The sequence below is a fragment of the Stenotrophomonas maltophilia genome, from assembly GCF_006970445.1.
GTDB classification, from domain to species: domain Bacteria; phylum Pseudomonadota; class Gammaproteobacteria; order Xanthomonadales; family Xanthomonadaceae; genus Stenotrophomonas; species Stenotrophomonas maltophilia_AU.
The window spans coordinates 229,468-245,317 of record NZ_CP033877.1; the positions used below are offsets into that span (position 1 = coordinate 229,468).

The 15,850-nt window shown below is 67.8% G+C and carries 13 protein-coding genes; 9 read left to right on the forward strand and 4 right to left on the reverse strand.

Features of this window, described 5'->3' with window-relative positions; all coding sequences use genetic code 11:
• Positions 1-2: 2 nt before the first annotated feature.
• Genes EGM71_RS00950 through EGM71_RS00960 form a run of 3 tightly spaced genes read right to left on the reverse strand, consistent with a single transcriptional unit; the run spans position 3 to position 4,796 of the window.
• Positions 3-2,003 carry an acetyl/propionyl/methylcrotonyl-CoA carboxylase subunit alpha gene (locus EGM71_RS00950; protein ID WP_430544069.1) on the reverse strand — a complete coding sequence of 667 codons (2,001 nt, stop codon included), beginning with the start codon at positions 2,001-2,003 and terminating at the stop codon, positions 3-5.
• Between the two features lie 8 nt (positions 2,004-2,011).
• Positions 2,012-3,622: a carboxyl transferase domain-containing protein gene (locus tag EGM71_RS00955; protein WP_188487153.1), complete on the reverse strand. Its 1,611-nt coding sequence runs from the start codon at positions 3,620-3,622 to the stop codon at positions 2,012-2,014.
• Between the two features lie 10 nt (positions 3,623-3,632).
• Positions 3,633-4,796 carry an isovaleryl-CoA dehydrogenase gene (locus EGM71_RS00960; protein WP_188487155.1) on the reverse strand — a complete coding sequence of 388 codons (1,164 nt, stop codon included), beginning with the start codon at positions 4,794-4,796 and terminating at the stop codon, positions 3,633-3,635.
• 159 nt (positions 4,797-4,955) lie between these two features.
• On the opposite strand from EGM71_RS00960, the gene EGM71_RS00965 reads away from it, so the two are divergent.
• From EGM71_RS00965 to EGM71_RS00975, 3 genes are all read left to right on the forward strand, one after another.
• Entirely contained in the window at positions 4,956-5,573 is a 618-nt protein-coding gene (locus tag EGM71_RS00965; protein WP_014645572.1) for a TetR/AcrR family transcriptional regulator, read from the forward strand.
• A gap of 196 nt (positions 5,574-5,769) precedes the next feature.
• Positions 5,770-6,288, forward strand: coding sequence for a c-type cytochrome (locus tag EGM71_RS00970; protein WP_014035592.1), 519 nt, complete (start codon positions 5,770-5,772; stop codon positions 6,286-6,288).
• 185 nt (positions 6,289-6,473) lie between these two features.
• The gene (locus EGM71_RS00975) at positions 6,474-7,919 is read left to right on the forward strand and encodes an ExeM/NucH family extracellular endonuclease (protein ID WP_188487157.1); all 1,446 of its coding nucleotides are present in this window, start codon (positions 6,474-6,476) and stop codon (positions 7,917-7,919) included.
• A gap of 319 nt (positions 7,920-8,238) precedes the next feature.
• On the opposite strand, the gene EGM71_RS00980 is transcribed toward EGM71_RS00975, so the two are convergent.
• Complete coding sequence (locus tag EGM71_RS00980; protein ID WP_188487159.1) at positions 8,239-9,096, reverse strand: EamA family transporter; 858 nt, start codon at positions 9,094-9,096, stop codon at positions 8,239-8,241.
• A 43-nt stretch (positions 9,097-9,139) separates the two neighbouring features.
• Between EGM71_RS00980 and EGM71_RS00985 the strand changes: the two genes are divergently transcribed.
• From EGM71_RS00985 to EGM71_RS01010, 6 genes are all read left to right on the forward strand, one after another.
• Complete coding sequence (locus EGM71_RS00985) at positions 9,140-9,811, forward strand: alpha/beta hydrolase (protein ID WP_188487160.1); 672 nt, start codon at positions 9,140-9,142, stop codon at positions 9,809-9,811.
• Positions 9,808-10,908 (forward strand): cell division protein ZapE, encoded by a 1,101-nt coding sequence (gene zapE / locus EGM71_RS00990; RefSeq protein WP_188487162.1) that lies wholly within the window; start codon positions 9,808-9,810, stop codon positions 10,906-10,908. Before EGM71_RS00985 ends, zapE begins: the two co-directional genes overlap by 4 nt.
• Positions 10,909-11,175: 267 nt before the next feature.
• Positions 11,176-11,895 carry a fimbria/pilus chaperone family protein gene (locus EGM71_RS00995; RefSeq protein WP_188487164.1) on the forward strand — a complete coding sequence of 240 codons (720 nt, stop codon included), beginning with the start codon at positions 11,176-11,178 and terminating at the stop codon, positions 11,893-11,895.
• A gap of 41 nt (positions 11,896-11,936) precedes the next feature.
• Positions 11,937-14,348, forward strand: a complete 2,412-nt coding sequence (locus EGM71_RS01000; RefSeq protein ID WP_188487166.1) for a fimbria/pilus outer membrane usher protein — start codon at positions 11,937-11,939, stop codon at positions 14,346-14,348.
• A 126-nt stretch (positions 14,349-14,474) separates the two neighbouring features.
• On the forward strand, positions 14,475-15,122 hold the full coding sequence (locus EGM71_RS01005) for a DUF1120 domain-containing protein (RefSeq protein WP_101764727.1): 648 nt from the start codon (positions 14,475-14,477) through the stop codon (positions 15,120-15,122).
• Positions 15,123-15,132: 10 nt separating this feature from the next.
• The gene (locus EGM71_RS01010) at positions 15,133-15,792 is read left to right on the forward strand and encodes a hypothetical protein (protein WP_188487167.1); all 660 of its coding nucleotides are present in this window, start codon (positions 15,133-15,135) and stop codon (positions 15,790-15,792) included.
• The last annotated feature ends 58 nt before the right edge of the window (positions 15,793-15,850 follow it).

Consider the following 15,850-nt stretch of genomic DNA (forward strand, 5'->3'; position numbering starts at 1 on the left):
GTTCACGCCGCCTCGAAATCGACCAGCACCGCACCGTCGCCGACCTGGTCGCCGGCCTTGGCGCGGTAACCCTTGACCGTGCCATCGGCCGGCGCCTGCAAGGTGTGCTCCATCTTCATCGCTTCGAGCACCACCAGCGGCGTGCCGCGCTTGACCTCGGTGCCGGCGGCGACCAGCGTGGCCACGATCCTGCCCGGCATCGGTGCCAACAGGCTGCCGGCGTCGGCGACGGCGTGGTCCGATTCGCCCACCGGATCGTGCAGGGTGAAGCGGTGCTGGCCGTCGGTGCCGAACAGGTACAGCTGGTCACCGTCGCGCAGCAGCTGCAGCGACCAGCGACGTTCACCCAGCTGCACCGCCAGGCCCTGCACATCGGCCGTGCCGATCACCTGCACCGGTGCCGCGTCGTCGCACTGCACACGCCAACCGTCGGCCTGTACCCACACCTTCAGCGCGTGCCGGCGTTCGCCCTGCTGCAGCGGCAGCACGCGCGGCGCGGACGCGCCGAGGCGCCAGCCGTCCTGCGCCTGCCACGGCGAATGCGGGTCGCGCGCATCGCTGCCGGCGCGCGCGGTCGTGGCCACGGCGGCAACCGCCGCCAGCAGCCACAGGGCATCATCGCTGTCGCCCACCGCACTCAGCGCGGCCTGCTCGCGTTCGATCAGCGCGGTATCCAGCTTGGCGTGCGTGAACGAATCGGTGTTCACCAGGCGGCGCAGGAAACCGGCATTGGTGGTCACGCCCACCACCTGGCAGTCGGCCAATGCCTGGCTCATGCGGCGCAGTGCGGCGTCGCGGTCCACGTCCCAGACAATCAGCTTGGCAATCATCGGGTCGTAGTACGGCGTGATGCTGTCGCCTTCCTCGACGCCGGTATCCACGCGCACATGGGCCGACGGCGTCGGCAGGCGCAGGCGGCGCAGGGTGCCGGTGGACGGCAGGAAGCCGCGGTCGGCATCCTCGGCATACAGCCGCGCTTCGATCGCGTGGCCGTGGATGGCCAGCTGGTCCTGGCGCAGCGGCAGCGGCAGGCCCGAGGCCACGCGCAGCTGCCACTCCACCAGGTCGGTGCCGGTGATGTACTCGGTCACCGGGTGCTCGACCTGCAGGCGGGTGTTCATTTCCATGAAGTAGAAATCGCCATCCGGGCCGGCGATGAATTCCACCGTGCCCGCACCCTCATAGCCCACCGCACGCGCGGCATCGACCGCGGCCTTGCCCATCGCAGCACGACGCTCGGGACTCATGCCCGGCGCGGGTGCTTCTTCCAGTACCTTCTGATGGCGGCGCTGCACCGAGCAGTCGCGCTCGAACAGGTAGACCGCCTCACCGTGGCTGTCGCCGAACACCTGGATCTCGATATGGCGCGGGCGCTCGACATACTTCTCGACCAGCACGTGGTCGTTGCCGAACGCCGAGGCCGCCTCGCGCTGGCAGCTGGCCAGTGCATCGACGAAGTCTTCGCTGCGTTCGACCTTGCGCATGCCCTTGCCACCGCCACCGGCGCTGGCCTTGATCAGCACCGGGTAGCCGATGCCGTCGGCCTGCGTGCGCAGGAAGTCCGGCGCCTGCTGGTCACCGTGGTAACCCGGCGTCAGCGGTACACCGGCCTTGGCCATCAGCGCCTTGGCCGCGCTCTTGTCGCCCATCGCGCGGATGGCGCTGGCCGGCGGCCCGATGAAGGTGATGCCGGCGGCGGCGCAGGCATCGGCGAAGTCGGCATTCTCGGACAGGAAGCCGTAACCGGGGTGGATCGCCTGCGCGCCGGTCAGGCGTGCGGCGTCGAGCAGGGCATCGCCGCGCAGGTAGCTCTCACGCGCGGCGGCCGGGCCGATGTGGATGGCTTCGTCGGCCAGGCGCACGTGGCGTGCGTTGCGGTCGGCATCGGAATACACCGCCACGGTGGCGATGCCGAGGCGCCGGCAGGTGGCGATGACGCGGCAGGCGATCTCGCCGCGGTTGGCGATCAGGACTTTGGTGAACATGGCAACAGGCTCGGTCATGGCACGGGTTACATGCGGAACACGCCGAAGCGCGTCTGCTGCGGGGCGGCGTTGAGGCTGGCCGACAGCGCCAGGGCCAGCACCCGGCGGGTATCGGCCGGATCGATCACGCCGTCGTCCCACAGGCGCGCGCTGGCGTAGTACGGGTGGCCCTGCTGCTCGAACTGGTCGCGGATCGGTGCCTTGAACGCATCTTCTTCCGTTGCCGGCCACTGCCCGCCCTTGGCTTCGATGCCATCGCGCTTGACCGTGGCCAGCACGCTGGCGGCCTGCTCGCCGCCCATCACGCCGATGCGCGCGTTCGGCCACATCCACAGGAAGTTCGGCGAGTACGCACGGCCGCACATGCCGTAGTTGCCGGCACCGAACGAGCCGCCGATCACCACGGTGAACTTGGGTACCTTGGCGCAGGCCACCGCCATCACCAGCTTGGCACCGTCCTTGGCGATGCCGCCCTGTTCGTATTTGCGGCCGACCATGAAGCCGGTGATGTTCTGCAGGAACACCAGCGGGATGTTGCGCTGGGTGCACAGCTCGATGAAGTGCGCGCCTTTCAGCGCCGACTCGGAGAACAGGATGCCGTTGTTGGCGATGATGCCGATCGGGTAGCCGTTCAGATGGGCAAAGCCGGTCACCAGCGTTGCGCCGTAGCGCGGCTTGAATTCATCGAAGCGCGAACCGTCCACCAGCCGCGCGATCACTTCGCGCACGTCGTAGGGCTTGCGCGTATCGGCCGGGATCACCCCGTACAGTTCGTGTGCCGGCAGCAGCGGTTCTTCGGTTGCCCGCACCGCCATTGCCGGTTCCGGCTTACGCCAGTTGAGCTGGGCGATGATCGCGCGCACCCGCGCCAGCGCCTGCAGATCGTTGTCGGCCATGTGGTCGGCGACGCCGGAGATGCGGGTGTGCACATCGGCACCGCCCAGTTCCTCGGCCGTGACCACTTCGCCAGTGGCCGCCTTCACCAGCGGCGGGCCACCGAGGAAGATCGTGCCCTGCTCGCGCACGATCACGGTCTCGTCGCTCATCGCCGGCACATAGGCACCACCGGCGGTGCAGCTGCCCATTACGCAGGCGATCTGCGGAATGCCCTGTGCCGACAGGTTGGCCTGGTTGTAGAAGATGCGGCCGAAATGGTCGCGGTCGGGGAAGACTTCGTCCTGCAGCGGCAGGAACGCGCCACCGGAATCGACCAGGTAGATGCACGGCAGGTGGTTCTGCTCGGCGATCTCCTGCGCGCGCAGGTGCTTCTTCACCGTCATCGGGTAGTAGGTGCCGCCCTTGACCGTGGCGTCGTTGGCCACGATCACGCATTCCACGCCGCTCACCCGGCCGATGCCGGCCACCACGCCAGCGGCCGGCACGGCGTCTTCATACATGCCGTGCGCGGCCAACGGTGCGATTTCCAGGAAGGCGCTGCCGGGGTCGAGCAGGGCGTCGATGCGGTCGCGCACCAGCAGCTTGCCGCGAGCGGTGTGCTTGGCGCGCGCCGCCTCGCTGCCACCCAGTGCGGTGCGGGCGAGGGTGGCGTGCAGGTCGTCGACCACGGCCTGCATGGCGGCGCGGTTGCTTTCAAACGTTTCGCTGCCCGGTTGCAGCTGGCTGTTCAGGACGGTCATCGCGTTGGCCTTACAGGGTGCGCTGGAACAGTTCGCGGCCGATCAGCATGCGGCGGATCTCCGAGGTGCCGGCGCCGATTTCATACAGCTTGGCGTCGCGCCACAAGCGGCCGGTCGGGTATTCGTTGATGTAGCCATTGCCACCGAGGATCTGGATCGCCTGGCCGGTCAGCCAGGTGGCCTTCTCGGCGGCGTACAGGATGGCACCGGCGGCGTCCTGGCGGGTGGTGCGGCCCTGGTCGCAGGCGCGCGCCACGGCATAGACATACGCACGGCAGGCACCCAGGCCCACGTACATGTCGGCGATCTTGGCCTGGATCAGCTGGAAGCTGCCGATCGCTTCACCGAACTGGTGGCGCTCGTGCACGTACGGCATCACTACGTCCATGGCCGCGGCCATCAGGCCCAGCGGACCACCGGACAGCACCACGCGTTCGTAGTCCAGGCCGGACATCAGCACCCGCACGCCACCGCCGACCTGGCCCAGCACGTTCTGTTCCGGTACTTCGCAGTCCTGGAACACCAGCTCGCAGGTGGGCGAGGAACGCATGCCCAGCTTGTCCAGCTTCTGCGCAGTGGAGAAGCCCTTCATGCCCTTCTCGACGAGGAACGCGGTGATGCCCTTGGCACCGGCCTCCATGTCGGTCTTGGCGTAGACCACCAGCACGTCGGCGTCCGGGCCGTTGGTGATCCACATCTTGTTGCCGTTGAGCACGTAGCGGTCGCCGCGCTTGTCGGCGCGCAGCTTCATCGACACCACGTCCGAACCGGCACCCGGTTCGCTCATCGCCAGGGCGCCGACCAGGCTGCCATTGCACAGGCCGGGCAGGAAGCGCTGCTTCTGTTCTTCGTTGCCGTTCTTGCGCAGCTGGTTCACGCACAGGTTGGAGTGCGCGCCATAGGACAGGCCGATGCCGCCGGACGCGCGCGAGATTTCTTCCATCGCCACCACGTGGGCCAGGTAGCCCATGCCGGTACCACCGTATTCTTCTTCCACGGTGAGGCCGAGCAGGCCCTGTTCGCCCAGCTTCGGCCACAGGGCCAGCGGGAACTGGTTGCTGGCATCGGCCTCGGCGGCCAGCGGTGCGACCTCGGCGGCGGCAAAATGGGCCACGCTCTGGCGCAGCAGGTCGATGTCTTCGCCAAGGTCGAAGTTCAGGGATGGCACGTGCATTGTGGTGGCTCCACGGGGGATGGCAGGGAATGGACGCACCCGGCGGGGGAGCGGGCGGCGGTGTACAGGACCGCCACCCGCACGGGCGATAGGCCCCAGCGTAGCGGGGTTCGGGTAAGAAGTGAATACGAATTCAAAAATTGAAACTAGAATCAGAACATGGCCTATAAACGCTCTGCATTGATGGAAGAACGCCTGGCGGGCGCCCGTGAACGGATCCTGCTGGCCACCCGCGAGCTGGTCGCCACCGGCGGCTGGCGCAATGCCCCGGTGACCGCCGTGGCGACCCAGGCGGGGGTGTCCACCGGCCTGATCTATCGCCACTTCCCGTCCAAGGCCGAGTTGTTCGTGGAAGTCCTCAATGCCGCCGTGGCCCACGAGGTCGCGATCATGGAGCGCATCGCCAGTGGCCCGGAGGTGGCCAGCGAGCGCCTGCGGCTGGCGATCACCGCCTTCGTCCGCCGCGCCCTGGCCGGGCCGGGGCTGGCGCACGCCTTCATCGTCGAACCGGTCGATCCGGACGTGGAAGCCGAGCGCATGCGCGGACGTCGCGCGTTCGGCGACGTGTTCCTGCGGCTGGTGGAGGAGGGCGTGGCGGCCGGTGAGCTGCCGGCGCAGGACGCGCATGTGGCCGCCGCCTGCCTGGTCGGTGCCTTCACCGAAGCCATGGTCGGCCCCACCGCGCCCAGCCGCGAAGCGCACCGCGACGAAGACGCGCTGGTGGATGCGATCTGCAGCTTCTGCCTGCGCGCGATCGGCGCCCCGGTAATCCGGTAGCGCCGGCCGCTGGCCGGCTTCTGTTGCTGGGGTCAGATCCCTTTTGCGGCGCAAAAGGGATCTGACCCCATCCCCCGGCATGTTGCGCCGCACCAGCAGTGACGCCTGTTGTCGCACGCAAAGCGCGTTCTATACTCGGTCCATCACGCAGTCGCTCAGCCGTGGTCCAACGACTATCAGCCAGGGGTAACGAAGAGTGCGGAATTACGATCTGGAGTTCCTGAAACGCTTCTCCATGGTGATCGCGCTGCTGGCGACCATCACCCTCGGCCTCATCCTCCTTGCCGCCTACATCCACACCCGGATTCCGCCCGAGGTGTCGCCGACCGCGGCCAAACGCACCGAACAGCGCATCTCGCCCACCGGCGCGGTCTATGCCGGCAGCACCGGCGCTGCCGCACAGGCTGCTGCCAAGGCCGCCGCGCTGGCCAAGGCTGCTTCGCAGGTGGCCTACGGCGGCACCAAGGATGGCAAGGTGATCTTCGACAACCTCTGCACTGCCTGCCATACCAACGGCGTGGGCATGGCGCCGACGCTGGACCATTCGCACTGGGACAAGCGCATCGCGCAGGGCAAGGACACCCTCTACAAGCACGCCATCGAGGGCTATACCGGCCCTGACGGCGGCATCATGCCGCCCAAGGGCGGCAACCCGGCCCTGACCGAGGAGCAGATCCACGCCACCGTGGACTGGATGCTGGGCAACCTGAAGTAAGTGGTAGTGCCGGCCGCTGGCCGGCAACCACGCGTCGCACGAAGGTCATGAGGTTGCCGGCCAGCGGCCGGCACTACCCAGGCTTTGCCTACCGAGGCCTGATCGCTCATATGCCCCCGCTGCGCAGGCGGGGTTTCGCATTTCAGGGTTAGTCTGTGCGCCCTCTTCCAAGGAATCGCCCGTCGATGCGCCGCCGCTCCCTCGCCCTTGCCCTGTCCCTGCTGCTGCCGGCCGGCGCCTTTGCCCAGGCCCAGCCCCAGGCCGCACCGGTCGCGACACCGGCCGCCGCGCGCAGCAGCGCCACCGTGGTGCTGACCGCCGCGCCGGCCGACTGGCGCGCGCTGGATGGCCAACGCGTGCGCATCGCCGCACCGCTCACCCTGGCCGGTACCGATGGCCTGGAGCGCTTCGGCCAGCTCACCGTGGCCTTCGATGGCCGCCTCTGGCAGCCGACCGAAGTGGCCGCGCCGGGTACTGCCGGCTATGAGCAGGTGATGGCCGACAACCAGCGTCGTCGCCTGCTGCTGGACGATGGCAGCGATGCCCGCGATCCGGCCAGCGTCGCCTACCTGCCGGGCAACCCGGTGCTGCGCACCGGCATGCAGCTGCGCAATGTGGAAGGCATCGTGCGCGTGGATGCGCAGGGCCGTCCGCGCCTGCAGGTCGAGGGTGCGCTGAAACTGCCGGAACTCAAGCGCCCGGCGGTGCCGACGGTGCCGGGCAGCCTGCATGTGGCCGCTTTCAACCTGGAGAACTTCTTCAACGGTGATGGCCAGGGCGGTGGCTTCCCGACCCTGCGTGGTGCGCGCACCCTGGACGAGCACAAGGCGCAGGTGGCCAAGCTGGTCACCACGGTCAACGCGCTGGGCGCCGATGTCGCCGCGCTGATGGAGCTGGAGAACGACGGCTACGGTCCGCAGTCCGCCATCGCCGAACTGGTCGATGCGCTCAACCGTGACCGCGGCGCGCAGGGTGACTGGCGCTTCGTCGACGCGGGCACCGGCCCCGGCGACAACCCGATCCGGGTCGGCATCATCTACCGCAGCACGCGCCTGCAGCCGGTCGGCAAGCCGGCCACGCTGACCGGCGGCCCGTTCGTCGAGCACAGCCGCGTACCGTTGGCGCAAGCCTTCCAGGGCAAGCACGGCGCGCCGTTCGTGGTGGTTGCCAACCACTTCAAGTCGAAGGGCTGCCGAGACGCGGCCGGTGCCGACGCCGACCGCAACGACAACCAGGGCTGCTGGAACGCCACCCGGGTGACTTCGGCGCAGCAGCTGCACGCCTGGCTGCAGACCGATCCGACCGGTACCGGCGCCAAGGACGCGGTGCTGCTGGGTGACTTCAACGCCTACGCGATGGAAGACCCGATCCGCACCCTGCATGACCTGGGCTGGCAGGACGCGTTCAAGGTTGCAAAGGTCGAGCATCCCTACAGCTACGTCTACAACGGCTACACCGGCCGCCTCGACCACGCGCTGCTGAACCCGGGCATGGCCAAGCGCCTGCGCGGTGCCGCCGAATGGCACAGCAATGCCGACGAGCAGGACGCCAGCGGCTACCAGGGCCGCAACGTGCAGGGCCCGTGGCGCAGCTCTGACCACGACCCGCTGCTGCTGGGCTTCGATAAATAACCCAGCAGTTGGGCATCCGCTTGGGTGTGGGCGCGTACATGGGGCGGCACTGATCCTGCTGTTGCTTTTGACCTGTCAGTCCGCCTTCAAGCGAGCCGAGCATCGCAGGTGAATCAGGGGCGAAGAGGCGCCGATGTCTGAGCGTAGCGAGTTCGGCGCCGTCCCCTGGTTCACCGAGAAGCGCAGGGTACCGGTGCACAGCACCGGCTCGCGGCTGGCGGAGCGTTTCTTTGGTTACTTTCTTTGCGCGCAAAGAAAGTGACACCTCTCCGGAGTTGCGGAAACGACTTGCCGGAAATGGTCCGTCGCAACCAAATGCTCACCCCCAGGCGATCAACCCGATCGCCAGCACCGCCAGCGCCAGACCTGCGCGGTTCCACCTCGTGGTGGCTTCGCCGAAGGCGAACACGCCCACCAGCGCCCCCAGCACCACCACGCCGATGTTCATCCCGGCGAACACGGTGGCCGGGCTGTCCGGCATGGACTGATGCGCGTGCACATAGAAAAGAATGTTGCCGCCGTTGAGCAGGCCCAGCAGCGCGCCCGCGCCCAGGTTGCGCCAGGCCAACCGGCTGCGGCCACTGGCGTGCCGCCACAGCTGCACTGCCAGCATCAGCACGAAGGCGACGCTGAAGCTGGCCAGCACCGCCGCCATCGACGGCGTGCCGGACAGCGCCACCTGCTTGAGCAGCACGTCGACCACCGCGAACCCGGCCCAGACGCCCAGCAGCCAGCCCCATCCACCCGGTGAGGACGCCACCGCCGGTCCGCGCGGGCGCAGGCTGATGGCCACCATCGCCAGCAGGCCCAGGCCGAGCCCGGCCAGCTTCCACGGCGTGGTGGTCTGGCCGAAGAACAGGAAGGCGGCGGCCAATGACAGCAGCAGCGACAAGCGTTGCGCCACGTCGCTGCGGACGATGCCGGCCACCGCCACCGCGCGGCCCAGCACCAGGAAGATCGACGGCAGCACCACGGCCAGCGCCAGCAATGACAGCCACGGGGCATGCGGCGCGCGCAGTGCGTCCAACGGCGGTTGCAGTACCACGGCGGTGAGCGTTGCGGCCACCAGATAGTTCCAGGTGACCATCTGCGCAACATCCAGCTGGCGGCGTCCGGCCACCTTCAACAACACCGAAACCAGCACACTGCAGATCACGGCCAAAGACAGGTAGAGCATGGGGCGGGCACAGGGCAGGGGCAGGGGACGGTATCATGGTGCCATGCACAAGCCTTCGTTCCCCGTCGCCCCCGGCGAAACCGCCTGCCTCGAACTGGACGGCCCGGCCGGCCCGCTGGAAGTGGTCGTCGACCTGCCCAAGGCCGATGTGCCGGTGCAGCCGATCGTGGCCATCGTCTGCCATCCGCTGTCCACCGAGGGCGGCACCCTGCACAACAAGGTGGTCACCATGACCGCCACCACCCTGCGCGAGCTGGGCATCACCACGGTGCGCTTCAACTTCCGCAGTGTTGGCGCGTCGGCCGGTGAGTTCGACCACGGCGTGGGCGAGCAGGATGATCTGAAGGCCGTCGCCGCCTGGGTGCGCAGCCAGCACCCGGACGACCGCCTGTGGCTGGCCGGTTTCAGCTTCGGCTCGTTCGTGTCGCTGAAGGCCGCGGGCGAGTTGCAGCCCGAAGCGCTGATCTCGATCGCGCCGCCGGCCGGCCGCTGGGATTTCGATGGCATCGCGCCGCCGGCCCGCTGGCTGGTGATCCAGGGCGAGCAGGACGAGATCGTCGACCCGCAGGCCGTCTACCAGTGGCTGGACACGCTGGACGCCCCGCATGAGCTGGTGCGCATGCCCGAGACCAGCCACTTCTTCCACCGCAAGCTGATCGACCTGCGCGGCGCGCTGACCCACGGCGTGAAGCATTGGCTGGGCGCAGCGGCATGAGTGCAACCGAGTTGACCCCGTCGCAGCGGTACGCGGAAGGGGTCGCCCGTGGCGACTGGCAGAACGACCCGGCCCAGCACGCGGCGCTGGCCGAGCTGGACCGGATCCATCTGGGCCTGCTGGACAGCGCCGAGGACGGCTGGCTGGACCGCCTGTCCTCGTTCTGGAAGAAGCCCGAGCCGGTGAAGGGCCTGTACTTCTGGGGCGGCGTCGGCCGTGGCAAGACCTTCCTGGTCGACCTGTTCTACGACGGCCTGCCGATCAAGCAGAAGTACCGCACGCATTTCCACCGCTTCATGCGCAGCGTCCACGAGCGCCTGCGCGAGCACCAGGGGCAGAGCGACCCACTGGCAAAGATCGCCCAGGAGTGGCGCAGCAACCTGCGCGTGCTGGTGCTGGACGAATTCTTCGTCACCGACATCGGCGATGCGATGCTGCTGGCACGGCTGCTGGAGCGCCTGTTTGCCGAGGGCGTGACCCTGGTGACCACCTCCAACACCGCGGTGGAGAACCTGTACCTCAACGGCCTGCAGCGCGAGAGCTTCCTGCCGGCCATCGGCCTGCTGCAGCGCTTCTGCGTGGAGCTGTACGCCGAAGGTACCGAGGACTACCGCATGCGCGCGCTGACCCGCTCGCCGGTGTACCGCGCACCGTTGGCCGCCGACAGTGATGAGTGGCTGGCCACGCGCTGGAACGAACTGAGCGGCGGCCAGCCGGCCAAGCCCGGCAACATCGAGATCGAAGGCCGCAAGATCCCGGTGCGCGGCCGTGGCAAGAGCATTGCCTGGTTCGATTTCGCCGCGTTGTGCGAAGGCCCGCGTGGCCCGTCGGATTACATTGAGATCGCGCACGAGTTCAACACCGTGCTGCTGGGCGGCATCCCCGCCTTCGACCGTTTGAACGAAGATGCCGCGCGCCGCTTCGTCAACCTGATCGACGAACTGTACGACCGCCACGTCAACCTGGTCTGCACCGCCAGTACCTCGCCGATCGAGCTGTACAGCGGCCAGCGCCTGCAGGGCGCGTTCGAGCGCACCGCCTCACGCCTGATCGAGATGCAGAGCGCCGAATACCTGGGTACCCCGCACCGGGCGTGAGGGGTGCCGCGGGTTGTAGAGCCGAGCCCATGCTCGGCTGCTTCTGCTGGCCGGCATCTGCTCGATGCCTTCAAGAGCCATGATGTTGCCGGCCAGCGGCCGGCACTACCCGATGCAGGCGGGGGCGTCGGCTGGGCAAAAAGCGTCAACGACTATCGCTTTAAGACTTGCCTGATAGTTCACCGGGTGGGGTCGGCCTAGCATGGCCGTCATCGCCTGACGTCGCGTGCCTGTGCCGCAACGGGGCCCCACCGAACGGGAACTGCCATGAACGCTCTTCTTTCGAAGCGGCGCGGGAATCTGTTGGCCTGGAAATGGCTGGCTGCCGCCGCGCTGCTCGGCCCGGCTGTGCCGCTGCAGGCGTCCACCTTTGCCCTGCAGAGCAATACGGTGATCCTGGAGGAGCGCGAGGGACGTACCGCGTTCAACATCAGCAATCCCGGCAGCGAGCCGATCCTGCTGCTGAGCAGCGTGGACGACCTGGACGGCCAGCCGATGGCCGGCAACATCCTGGTGACCCCGGCGGTGACCCGCATCGACCCGGGCCAGAGCCAGATCGTCAACTTCACGCTGAAGAAGGGCACGGTGCTGGATCGCGAATACATGCTGCGGGCGTCGTTCGAAGGTGTCACCCAGAAGAGCGAGCGCGGCATGCGCATGCCGATCCGCCAGCAGATCGGCTTCATCCTGCAGCCGCGTGCGGTTGCCGTTGCAGCGCGTCCCTGGCAGGACCTGCGGTTCTCCATCGATGGCGATCAGTTGACCGTCCGCAACAGTGGACCCCATGTGGTCCGGATCGGCCCCGAGTTGCGCCTGCAGCCCTCCGCCGCGTTGGGCGTGCTGCCGCATCCCTACCTGATGCCGGGCGAAACGCGTGTGCTGACCCTGGCGGGTGAAGTGGGCGGCAGCAACCGGCACGTCGAAATCGTGCCGCTGAGCCGCTATGGCTTCGCCAAGGACAAGGAACAACTGCCGCTGCAGCCGTGAGCGCGCGGCGATGACTCCACCTGCATGCAAGGACCCCACCCATGAGGCAGCCGCCGTCATTGGCGCCGGTTGCCGCCCTGGTGATCGGCGCGGGAGGAATGAGTAGCGCCACCGGAGTTGCCGCACAGGAGGTGCAGTTCGACCTCAAGCAGCTGGAGCGCAATGGCGTCTCGGCCGACGTTGCACGCTTCTTTGCACGCCGGGCCGGCTTTCTGCCAGGCGTGCACCAGGTTGACGCCAGTGTGAACGGCATGCGTCGCGAGCCGCTGCAGGTGCGTTTCGATGCTCAGGGTGAGCCTTGTTTCTCCGCCGAAGTGCTGGCGCAGCTGGGCCTGAAACAGGACGACCCGGAGCAGATCTGCGCGCCGCTGCAGCAGATCCATCCCGGTACCCGGGTCGAGCTTCGGCCAGGCAGTGCGCGGATGGATCTGGTCGTGCCGGCCACGGCCCTGCGCGACAGCAGCGCGGGCGGTGCCTTTCAGCGTGGCGGCAGTGCCCTGGTTCTCAACTACGACGTTTTCTCCCAACGCGTGCAGCGACGCACGGGCAATGACCATTCTTTAAGTGCACGCATGGAACTGGGATTCAATACCGCCAACTGGGCCGTACGCAGCCGCGGCGATTATGCACGGCGTCGCTCGCAAAGCCGCTACGTGCAGCAGGAAACCTATGCCCAGCGTGCGCTGGAGCGTGCCTCGGCGTTGTTCCAGGCGGGCCAGCTGAGCCTGGCCTCGGAAGGCTTCGGTGGCACTCCGGTGGTGGGGGCACAGCTGTTTTCCGATGACATGCAGCGCCAGGCCAGCCGCCTCAGCGTGCCGATCGAGGGCATCGCCGACAGCCATGCGGTGGTGGAAGTGCGCCAGCGCGGCAGCGTCGTGCATCGCAGCGTGGTGGCGCCAGGTGTCTATTCGATCAGCGACATCGCCGTGACCAGCCGTGGTACGGACCTCGATGTGGAAGTCCGGGAAGAGGACGGGCGCACGACCCGCTATCGGGTACCGGCACCGATGGATGTGCCGGAGGCCGATGCCGCGCCAGCCTTCCAGCTTGGGGTGGGGCGCTACCGTGCCCGCGATGGCGTGCACCTGCAGGGCAATGCTCCCTGGCTGGTCCACGCCGGGGGCGCCATGCAGCTGCACGCTGATACCCGTGTCAGCACGTCGCTGTTGCTTGCCCGTGGCTACCAGGGATTGGCGGCACAGTCCGGCTTCAGCCTTGGGTCGCGCAGCATCTGGGGCGTGGGGGCGCGTTTCTCGCATGCCGCGCAATGGGGCTTCGGCCACGAGCTGCAGCTGCAGGGCAATGCCAGCTTCGACAACGGACTCAGCCTCGGAGCGTCCTGGCAGCGCCGCAGCGCTGCGTTCGCAACGCTGGAAGACACGTTGTCGCTGCGCGATACCCGGCCGTGGCCGTGCGAACCCTGGACCTTGCCGGAAGCCTGCGCTTCGCGCAGCGAGCGGCTGCAGCAATCGCTGTCGGCCTCGGTGGGCTGGTCCAGCGCTACCTGGGGCGCGTTCTCCTACACGTTCTGGCAGAGCCACTATGGCGGCGATGTTGGCCGCGGGCAGACGCTGTCGGCGTCACGCCGGTTCGGCCGGGTCAACGTCAACCTGACCCTGCAGCATGCGCAGGGGCGGGGCAGCGCCGCGTTCGTCAATCTGCAGGTTCCGTTGGGACGCGGCAGTGTCAGTGCCCGTGCCTACCGCTATGAAGATGCGTCGCGCAACCTGGGGGCCAGTTTCCAGAGCCGCACCGCGGGTGGCCTGGCCTACAACGTGGATGCGTCGCACAGCGGTTCGCAGCAGCGGTTGGCGGTCGCGGCCAGCCAGCGCACCGCGTATGGCGCATTCAATGCGGGGGCCTCGCATATCCAGGGCCAGGCCCAGACCCAATATCTGGCCGCCAGCGGCGGTGTAGCGCTGGCCTCGGGGCGCACGTTGGCGTTTTCCAGCTCGCGCATTGGTGACACCTTTGCCGTGGTCCGGATTCCACGTGTGGCCGGGATCGGCCTGAGCGGCGCCGGCAGTGCCACCACCTCCGTGCTGGGTACGGCGGTGTTGCCGTCGATCACCCCGTACCGGCGAACCCGGTTGCAGCTGGAGGGGCGCACGCTGCCGCTGAACCAGCGCTTTGCCAGTACCACGCTTGATCTGGCGCTGGCGCGCGGCGCCGTCGCCACCCACACCATCAGTGCGCACCCGGTGCGCCAGCTGCTGCTGACCGTGCGCACCCGCGGCGGCGAACTGGCGCGGGTGGGTACCGCGCTGTACTCCGCCGAAGGCGACTTCATTGGCACCGTGATCGGCCAGGGCAACGCGATCCTGGACAACGAACAGATCGGCAAGCCGGTGCTGCTGGACGATGCCAGCGGTCGCTGTGAAGTGCACTACAGCGTGCCGGCCCGGTTCGATCCCGCGCGTCCCTACGAGGCGTCCGAAGGACGTTGCCTGTGACGGCCTCATTCCAGCGCCGCGAACGCGCGGTGTCCGTATTGCCGGTGGCGACCTTGGTCGCTCCGCCAATGGGTCGTCGCCGCAGACGATCCCCCCATCCCCCTCCAACCTGGGAGTTTCCACACCATGAGTAAAGTCCAGCTTTCCCTTGCCGCAACCGCGCTGGCACTGCTGTCGGCCGGTGCCGTGCACGCAGAACCCATCGCGCCCTCGACCCTGAAGGTCACCGGCAGCCTGGATGTACCGGCCTGCCTGGTCACCGCTGGCGATGACGGCGTCTACGACTACGGCAGCCTGGGCCCGGGCGATATCCGCACCGGCACCACCTACAACGTGCTCCCTGCCATCAGCAAGGCCTGGAAGATCGAGTGCGAAGGCGACACCTACCTGACCTTCAAGGTGACCGACAACGCCGCCGCGTCGGCCAGTGCGGTGGACTCGTCCTACTTCGGCATGGGTAACGTCAACGGCACCGGCAAGCTGGGCTACTACACGGTGACCATGCGCAACCCGAAGGTGAATGGCACCGCATCCAACGTGTTCACCACCAACACCACCGCCATTACCCGTGCGGCCACGGCGCCGTTGCGGCATAGCAGCTACACCATGGGCTGGGCGCAGACGGCGGCCAACCTGCAGCAGATCGGCCGCGTGTTCGAGACCGATCTGGATGTGGTCGCCAACCTTGCCGGCAGCCAGACCATGGGCGGCCCCATCACCGAGGACGCGAAGCTGGAAGGCTCGCTGACCCTGAACTTCGCCTACGGCCTGTAAGGAGGCTCCCATGCGTACCCCTATGATCCGCTCCTCGCTCGCGCTGGTCCTGCTGTCGGCCTGCGGCATGGCCTCTGCTGCCATTGCGCCCAAGGACCTGGAGGTGACCGGCACGGTGAAGACGCCGACCTGCGTGGTCAGTTCCGACAAGGATGGCGTCTACGACTATGGCAAGGTCAACGCCAGCCTCATCCCGACCACGGGCTATCTCACGCTGTCCACCATCGACCAGGTGTGGACGGTGGATTGCGGCAGTGGCAAGACCTTCATGTCCTTCCAGGTGGTCGACAACCGCGAGGCCTCCAGCTCCAGCGTCAGCTCGCAGAACTTCGGGCTGGGCGCGGTGGCGGGCTTCCCCACCAGCAAGCTGGGCTACTTCACGGTGACCCTGAACGGGGCCAAGGTCGACCAGGCCAACGTCAATGTGCTGCGCGGGACCAAGGGCGCGGCCTCTGGCACCGGTGCCGCCAGCACCTTCCTGGACAAGACCCTGTCGCACAGCTGGACCACCTCGGGCACCACCGGTGCCCTGCCGCTCAGCGGCAGCGTGTTCTCGATGGGCTTGCGGGTCAGCGCCTTCGTCGCCAGTGAAACGGTGCGCGGTGCGCCGATCACCGAAGGAACGCCGCTGGATGGCAACCTGACACTGAACTACGCCTTCGGTCTTTGACGGCAATGCCGGGGCAGGTGCAACGCCTGCCCTGGCTGCTGTCGGCCACCCCGCCGTC

What these genes read in the sequence shown, in the direction of transcription:
- EGM71_RS00950 (WP_430544069.1), bottom strand. Translation starts at nt 2,003, where the DNA reads ATGACCGAGCCTGTTGCCATGTTCACCAAAGTCCTGATCGCCAACCGC.
- EGM71_RS00955 (WP_188487153.1), bottom strand. Translation starts at nt 3,622, where the DNA reads ATGACCGTCCTGAACAGCCAGCTGCAACCGGGCAGCGAAACGTTTGAA.
- EGM71_RS00960 (WP_188487155.1), bottom strand. Translation starts at nt 4,796, where the DNA reads ATGCACGTGCCATCCCTGAACTTCGACCTTGGCGAAGACATCGACCTG.
- EGM71_RS00965 (WP_014645572.1), top strand. Translation starts at nt 4,956, where the DNA reads ATGGCCTATAAACGCTCTGCATTGATGGAAGAACGCCTGGCGGGCGCC.
- EGM71_RS00975 (WP_188487157.1), top strand. Translation starts at nt 6,474, where the DNA reads ATGCGCCGCCGCTCCCTCGCCCTTGCCCTGTCCCTGCTGCTGCCGGCC.
- EGM71_RS00980 (WP_188487159.1), bottom strand. Translation starts at nt 9,096, where the DNA reads ATGCTCTACCTGTCTTTGGCCGTGATCTGCAGTGTGCTGGTTTCGGTG.
- EGM71_RS00985 (WP_188487160.1), top strand. Translation starts at nt 9,140, where the DNA reads ATGCACAAGCCTTCGTTCCCCGTCGCCCCCGGCGAAACCGCCTGCCTC.
- zapE (WP_188487162.1), top strand. Translation starts at nt 9,808, where the DNA reads ATGAGTGCAACCGAGTTGACCCCGTCGCAGCGGTACGCGGAAGGGGTC.
- EGM71_RS00995 (WP_188487164.1), top strand. Translation starts at nt 11,176, where the DNA reads ATGAACGCTCTTCTTTCGAAGCGGCGCGGGAATCTGTTGGCCTGGAAA.
- EGM71_RS01000 (WP_188487166.1), top strand. Translation starts at nt 11,937, where the DNA reads ATGAGGCAGCCGCCGTCATTGGCGCCGGTTGCCGCCCTGGTGATCGGC.
- EGM71_RS01005 (WP_101764727.1), top strand. Translation starts at nt 14,475, where the DNA reads ATGAGTAAAGTCCAGCTTTCCCTTGCCGCAACCGCGCTGGCACTGCTG.
- EGM71_RS01010 (WP_188487167.1), top strand. Translation starts at nt 15,133, where the DNA reads ATGCGTACCCCTATGATCCGCTCCTCGCTCGCGCTGGTCCTGCTGTCG.